We start from the raw sequence: 6,367 nt of genomic DNA on the forward strand, positions 1-6,367 counted from the left end.
GCCCGCGGAGGCCGTCTGGCCTCCGCGGCGGCCTGCGCCGTTTAGTGCACGTTGATGTTGTTGCTTGCGCTCACGTGCGGATCGATCGTGGTCGTGATGCCGGAGACGAACGCTGCGTTGTTGCCGTTGGCGTTCTGAATGTCCAGTTGCGTGTTGATCAGTTGGGTGGCATTGACCGTCTTGCTGTTGTTCGGCGCGTACATCGGCATGAAGTTGAAGTACGACGACGAAGGATAGTAGCCCATGCCACCGCGCACGGCGCTCATGGCCTTGCTGTCGAGTTGTTCGGTGATGGACAGGTCTTTGATGGTCAGCGTGTTCATGGTCAATCTCCTGGAAGGGAATACTGCACAGTTTGCGGTTGGGTTCGAGCAACTTGTCTGCTCGAGTGTCACTAATGCATGGGCTGTGCCAGTCTTCCTTTTTTCTCCTAATAAATTTGTCGGAGCGCCGTAGATAAAGGGTTGCGGGGCGGATCGGAAGACGGATCGCGAGAGAAGCGGAGAAGCGGTGCGCGGAGGATGGTGGATCGCGGCCAACAGAACGCGCGAAGCTGTTGGTTGCGGCGTAACATCCGATTGCCGGAGCGTCACGCCGCGGATTGCGTCACCGCGCGATGACGGTGATCTTCTTCGAATACACAGGCGGATTGTGCGGAATATGCATGTCGTCGCCCATCAGCAACTGCAACGTGTGCTTGCCTGGCGGGAGCTGAATCGTGGTCTCCGTTTCGCCCGCACCGAAATGCAGATGATTGCGATCCGACGGAATTTCCTGATCCATCGGCGGCAGGTCGGTGTCGATCAGCAGATGATGGTGGCCGGTATTCGGATACTTGACGCCTTTGGGCGCCACGCCCATATACCGCAGGCCGAACCACACCTTGAATGGCTTGTTGGCCGGTACGACCTGCCCGTCGTTGGGATAGCCGATATATGCATGGGCACCCGCCGGTGCGGGCGTCGTACCCGCATTGACGACATTTGGCGAAGCCAATGCCGCCGACATGACGAGCGCCGCGGCCGCGATGATCTTGTACATGGAGGTCTCTCCGTCCTGACGGATCCGCTTTGAACGAACGGATCGCGCTAGTCTTTTAGCACGGTGATGGTGATCTTCTTCGAATACACGGGCGGCACATGCGGCACGTGGTTGTGATCGCCGAGAATGAGTTGCAGTGTGTGTTTGCCCGGCGGCAACTCGATCCGCGCGTCCGTCTCACCCGCGCCGAAGTGCAGGTGATTGCGATCCGATGGGATTTCCTGATCGAGCGGCGGCAGGTCGGTGTCGATCAGCAGATGGTGATGGCCGGTGTTCGGGAACACGACGCCCTTCGGGCACACGCCCATGTTCCGCAAGCCCATGCGCACCCACAACTTGCCGCCGTGAATCACCGCGCCATCCGGTGGCCAGATGATGTATTCCTCCGCGCCCGGCGGCGAAGTGGTTGACTCGGCCAGCGCCAACGCGCCGGGCACCATGTTGCCGAACACGAGGACAAGCGTCGCGCGCAGCGCCTTGCGCCGCGCCTCGCGATGCGCATTCGCTCCGTGACGCACGTCGGTAACAACGGGGGTAACGGTTCTTCGCATAGCGCACTCTCCCGACGAATGGTCATGGCGACCCGACTGCACGACGCAGGCCGGACGTTTCGGCTGCACGCCACGGGCGCACGCGCGGTTGAACGGCCGCCCCTGGATAAAACGACCGTGCCGCCTTACTTTGTGAATTAGCTTAGGACGTAACTTGCCAAAAAGATACGCCACACTCGTTAACCGTATAACGCATTCGGGGCACGCCGACTGTTGTGGCGCGCAAAGCGCGTGCTATCGTTATTAAGAGGTTGCAGATGGATGGTCGATAGCGGCGTCGATGCTTCGCGCCTTTGACTCCAGCAACTGCTGCGAGTGGCGCGGTCCTCGATTGCCTATGTTCTGTCCGGAACAAACAGGATGTGAAGATGTGGCGAATATTCATGCTGGTGTGCATGGCCGGGGCAATGCAGGCGCATTGGGGCGATGCTTATGCGGCGCCGCAACCTGATGGCGTCGAGCGGGGCGCGAGTGCGGCGAACATGGCGACATTGCCGCTCACTCCGTTCACGCCACAATCAGGCAAGCAGTCTTCTCCACGTATTGCGCTAGTGATTGGTAACGGCGCGTACGGTGCCGATCACGCCGAACTTGTGGACCGCACCGACACGCAATTCGATGCACTGCGTGAGAACGCCCCGCGCGATGCCGAAGCCATGCGTGACGCGCTGAAAACACTCGGCTTCGACGTGATCATGCGCACGAACGCGACGCCGCAGCAAATGCGCGAAGCCATCGGTGAATTCCATGAGCGCCTGCGGTCAGGCGGCGTTGGCCTCTTTTATTTCGCGGGACACGGCATGCAAATCGGCCCGCAAACACTGCTCATCCCCGCGGGACTCGATTCTCGCTTGCCGGCTGCCGTCGTCGGAGAGGGCGTCGATCTCAACGCCGTATTGCAGGCAATGCGCGCGCCGCGTGACGGCCAGTTCAATCTCGTGATCCTCGATACGTGTCTGAACAACCCGTTCTCGGCGGACGTGGCGGGCAATACGTCCGCGCTTCCGGACAACACGGTAGTGGCCTACGCGACCGCGCCTGGCGGTTTCGCAGCGGACGGCGTGCGTCATGGCGTCTACACGAATGCATGGCTGCACGCGCTCGACAGCGCTCCGTCGCAAACCCTGGCGAATCTGTTGCAGCGCGTCGCGGCGCAGGTCCGCGACGTAACGGGTGGCGAGCAAACGCCGTGGCTGGCTTCCTCGCTGCCTCGGTCGTTGCTCGTGTCCGATGCTGCGTCCGCCGCTCTGGACAATCCCGTGATCACGCTGCGCAGCAGAGGCATCTTGCCGAAAGACAGCAGCGAACAATACGAAATCACGTTCTGGAATTCGATCAAGGACAGTAATTACCCAGGCGACTACGAGGCGTATCTGAAGGCCTATCCGAACGGCCGCTTCGCCACGCTCGCTCACGCGCGCATCGAACGTTTGCGCGCAGCGGGGGCGTCGAGTTCGCCCTCCGCAGCCACACCTGCCGCGCCTTCCGTGGCACCGGCGCCACAAGCAGCACGGCCAACGCCGCCGCCTAGTGCGCCGGCACCGAAGCCCACCGCAAGCGCCGCCCCGCCGGCCGCGCCACCTGCGGCGGCGGTAGCGCAAAAGCCCGTCACGCATGCGGCGGTCGCCGGCGAAAGCCGCGATTGCGCCACCTGTCCGATCATGATTACCGTGCCTGCCGGTTCATTCTCGATGGGCAACAGCACCGACGATCCGTCCGAAAAGCCGGTACATCACGTGAGCATTGGTGCGCCGTTCGCGATCGGCAAGTACGAGGTGACGGTGGAGCAGTGGAACGCGTGCGTGGCAGCCAACGGCTGTCAGAAACTCACACCCGAAAGCAATACCAACAAAGCCGCCCCGGCGCGCGATCTCAGTTGGGACGACGCACAGCAGTACGTGAAATGGTTGAGCAAGAGCACCGGCAAACCGTACCGTTTACCCACCGAAGCGGAATGGGAATATGCGGATCGCGGCGGCACGACGACTGCCTACTGGTGGGGCGACCAGATGCGCAAAGGCAACGCCAACTGCAAGGACTGCGGCGACCCGTGGCACAAGGAAGGACCTGAGTCCGCCGGCTCGTTCGCACCGAATCCCCTTGGCCTGTACGACATGAACGGCAGCGTGTGGGAATGGACCGCCGACTGCTGGCACAACTCCTACCAGGGCGCGCCTGCCGACGGCCACGCATGGGACAGCCCCGGCTGCGACATGCGCGTGATTCGCGGCGGTTCGTGGCGCGAGGGCGGCGGCTATATGCTCAGCGCGACACGCTTCAAGTACAGCTCAGGCGTGCGCCAGTCGCAGGATGGCTTTCGGGTCGTCAAGGATCTCAAGTGACTGGTGTGAGTTGTCGGGCCCGCGCCCGGCTCGCCACCGTCAAGCAAGCCGCATCCAAGGTGCGGACTTAGGGCGAGCGTGGCTTCGTCGTAATCGGCGCGAAATCGGCGACGATGTGATCACGGCCGTATTTGCCGCCGATCTGTGCGAGCCTCGCGTCGAGCGCGCGCAGATAATCGGCGCGCGCTTCGCTTTCCGGACGCGGCTTGTCGAATAGCGGCGCCGGCGTAATCAGCAGCACGACCATCTCCGATCCGAACGGCTTTGAAATGATCCAGTCCCCCGCGCTGCCGATAGTGGCGGCGTAGTGCGGCGGCGCCTGATTGTCCTTTGCGCGCGGGCTCGGCACCATGTGCACGACGCTGCCGTCGAGCTGGTAGTAGTCGAGGTTCACATACGAGTCATAGCCGGGCGTGGTGACGTCGACAACGAGCGGGTCGCCATCGCTCAACTGTCCGCCGGAAGGCCTCACATGCAAGGCCGCAACGTGCCCGGCCTGCATGTTGCCGACCCAGTAGGGCGCGAGCGCCTTGATGGTGTCGCACTTGTCGTCGGCGAGCGGCTCGACGGCCAGCGTCAGCGTATCGACGCCCGGCAACGCCGCCAGCGTGTCCTTCAGATGCGCGGTGCCGTAGCGTTGCGAGACATAGCCGCGCACCGTCAGCGAATGGTCCTGTACTGAGGCGGACAGTGCGGAACAGGGCACTTGCATCAACGCGGGTGTGATGGCGGCGAGCGTGAGCGCCGGCTTCGGCGCGGGCGTGGGTGGCGTGACGGGCACGGCCGCGACCGGACTTGCCGGGGGTGCCGTGGCAGGCGCCGCCGCGACGATACTGGCCGGCGGAGGCGGCGCTGCCGCGGCAACCGGCCCAGAGACCGTCTCACCCGCAGACGACGAAGCCGCCTGCTCCGCCAAAGCCTGCGACGCGCCCGCCGGCGTCTGCGCCCCGTTCTGCCGGTTCGGCGCCGAGCGGAATGCGAACACCCCGACCGCCGCCGCGCACACCACCGCGAAACTCGCGAGTCCCACCTTCGCCAACGTACCCGACTTCTCCGCGCGCGCCTCGTTGTCGAACTCCGCGATGAAGCGCTCCACGCTCGGCATGCGCGTATTGCGATCGAACGACAGCGCCGAGCGCAGTGCGCGCCATTGTCTCGAGTCGAGATTGGCCGGCCGCTGCGGTTTGAAATCGGCATTGCGGGCTTGTGTCGCCGACAACCGGTCAAACGGATGGTGGCCGGTCAGCAGCTCATACGTGATGCAGCCGAGCGCGTAGATATCGTCGCGCGGATCCGGCTCGCGGTGCTCGATCATTTCCGGGCTGGCATACGCGGGCGTCAACGCGCCGAGGCTGCCCGGATCGAAAACGGTGGCGTCGCTCTCTTCTTCCGGACGCTGAAACACGCGAGCGATGCCGAAGTCGATCACTTTCACTTCAGCATTCGTCGTGAGAAATACGTTGGCGGGCTTGAAGTCGCAATGCACGAAGCCGCGTTCGTGCGCGTAAGCGAGCGCGCTGCTCATGCCGCGCACGATCGGCAGCGCGGCGCGCACCGGCATGCCCTGGTAGCCCGGCGTGCGCAGCAACTGGCTGAGCGGCTTGCCGGACAGGTACTCCATGGTCAGATAGACGATCGGCCCGTCGCGGTCGAAGTCGTACACCGTGATGATGTTGCGATGCGCGAGCACCTGCGCCTTGCGCGCCTCGCGCTGTAACGCGACAAGCGAATTGGGGTTGCCGCGGAATTGGACGTTGAGCACCTTGATCGCGAGGTACGGTTTGCGATCCGAGGCCTCGAGCTTGCGCAGGTCGAGCGCCTTGTACACCGTGCCCATACCGCCGACGCCCAGGCATTCCTCGAGCACGAAGCGGTTATTCAGCGTGTCGCCGGTTCCTTTGATCTGGTCCTGTCCCGTCGCGCCGCCGTTGCCGCCTGCGTGGGATGCATTGCCGACGCTACCGGCACTACCCGCGCTCGCCGAGCGCACCGATGGAATTTCGACTGTGGTCTGGATGCCCGTTTCGTCGCCGCCCGCAGCCACGTTCGAAACGCGCAACTGTTCGATGCGCCGCCGCACTTCCACATAGAGATCGTCGGGCAACGGTGCTTTGCGCTGGGCCGCGCCAAGCATGTCCAGCAGCTGCGTGGGACCGAGTCCCTCGGTCGTCAACGTGCTGTCGAGTTGAGCCACGAACTCGTCACGGGACAGCTCGCCGTTCTGAAAGTCGTGAATCACACGCGCAAGGCTAGCCATTTGTGCGAAGCACCGCCGCTGCCGTTGGGCCGGACCGCATGCGATCCCAGCCTCTCAGGCCGATAGAAAACCTGTCGTAACCAGTTACATGTGCCGCTTCGATACTAGCTCCAGGTCCGTGCTTTCGCAAACCAGGATTGGCCCGCTGCCTGCGCGCTGAACCGGTGTCGTGGGAA

Annotated in this window: 5 protein-coding genes; 1 reads left to right on the forward strand and 4 read right to left on the reverse strand. The window is 63.5% G+C overall.

Annotation, left to right across the window (positions count from 1 at the left end; translation table 11 throughout):
* Positions 1 to 41 precede the first annotated feature (41 nt).
* From P0D70_RS31910 to P0D70_RS31920, 3 genes are all read right to left on the reverse strand, one after another.
* On the reverse strand, positions 42 to 323 hold the full coding sequence (locus P0D70_RS31910; protein WP_091806195.1) for a hypothetical protein: 282 nt from the start codon (positions 321 to 323) through the stop codon (positions 42 to 44).
* Between the two features lie 283 nt (positions 324 to 606).
* Positions 607 to 1,041, reverse strand: coding sequence for a DUF4399 domain-containing protein (locus P0D70_RS31915; RefSeq protein ID WP_408187411.1), 435 nt, complete (start codon positions 1,039 to 1,041; stop codon positions 607 to 609).
* Between the two features lie 47 nt (positions 1,042 to 1,088).
* Positions 1,089 to 1,592, reverse strand: a complete 504-nt coding sequence (locus P0D70_RS31920) for a DUF4399 domain-containing protein (protein WP_091806190.1) — start codon at positions 1,590 to 1,592, stop codon at positions 1,089 to 1,091.
* A gap of 368 nt (positions 1,593 to 1,960) precedes the next feature.
* Here P0D70_RS31920 and P0D70_RS31925 point away from each other — a divergent pair, with 368 nt between their 5' ends.
* Complete coding sequence (locus P0D70_RS31925; RefSeq protein ID WP_408187412.1) at positions 1,961 to 3,934, forward strand: SUMF1/EgtB/PvdO family nonheme iron enzyme; 1,974 nt, start codon at positions 1,961 to 1,963, stop codon at positions 3,932 to 3,934.
* Positions 3,935 to 4,001: 67 nt separating this feature from the next.
* Here P0D70_RS31925 and P0D70_RS31930 read toward each other — a convergent pair whose 3' ends face one another.
* Positions 4,002 to 6,191 carry a serine/threonine protein kinase gene (locus P0D70_RS31930; RefSeq protein WP_408187413.1) on the reverse strand — a complete coding sequence of 730 codons (2,190 nt, stop codon included), beginning with the start codon at positions 6,189 to 6,191 and terminating at the stop codon, positions 4,002 to 4,004.
* Positions 6,192 to 6,367 lie beyond the last annotated feature (176 nt).

This window comes from Paraburkholderia sp. RL17-381-BIF-C (genome assembly GCF_046026435.1).
Taxonomy (GTDB): Bacteria; Pseudomonadota; Gammaproteobacteria; order Burkholderiales; family Burkholderiaceae; genus Paraburkholderia.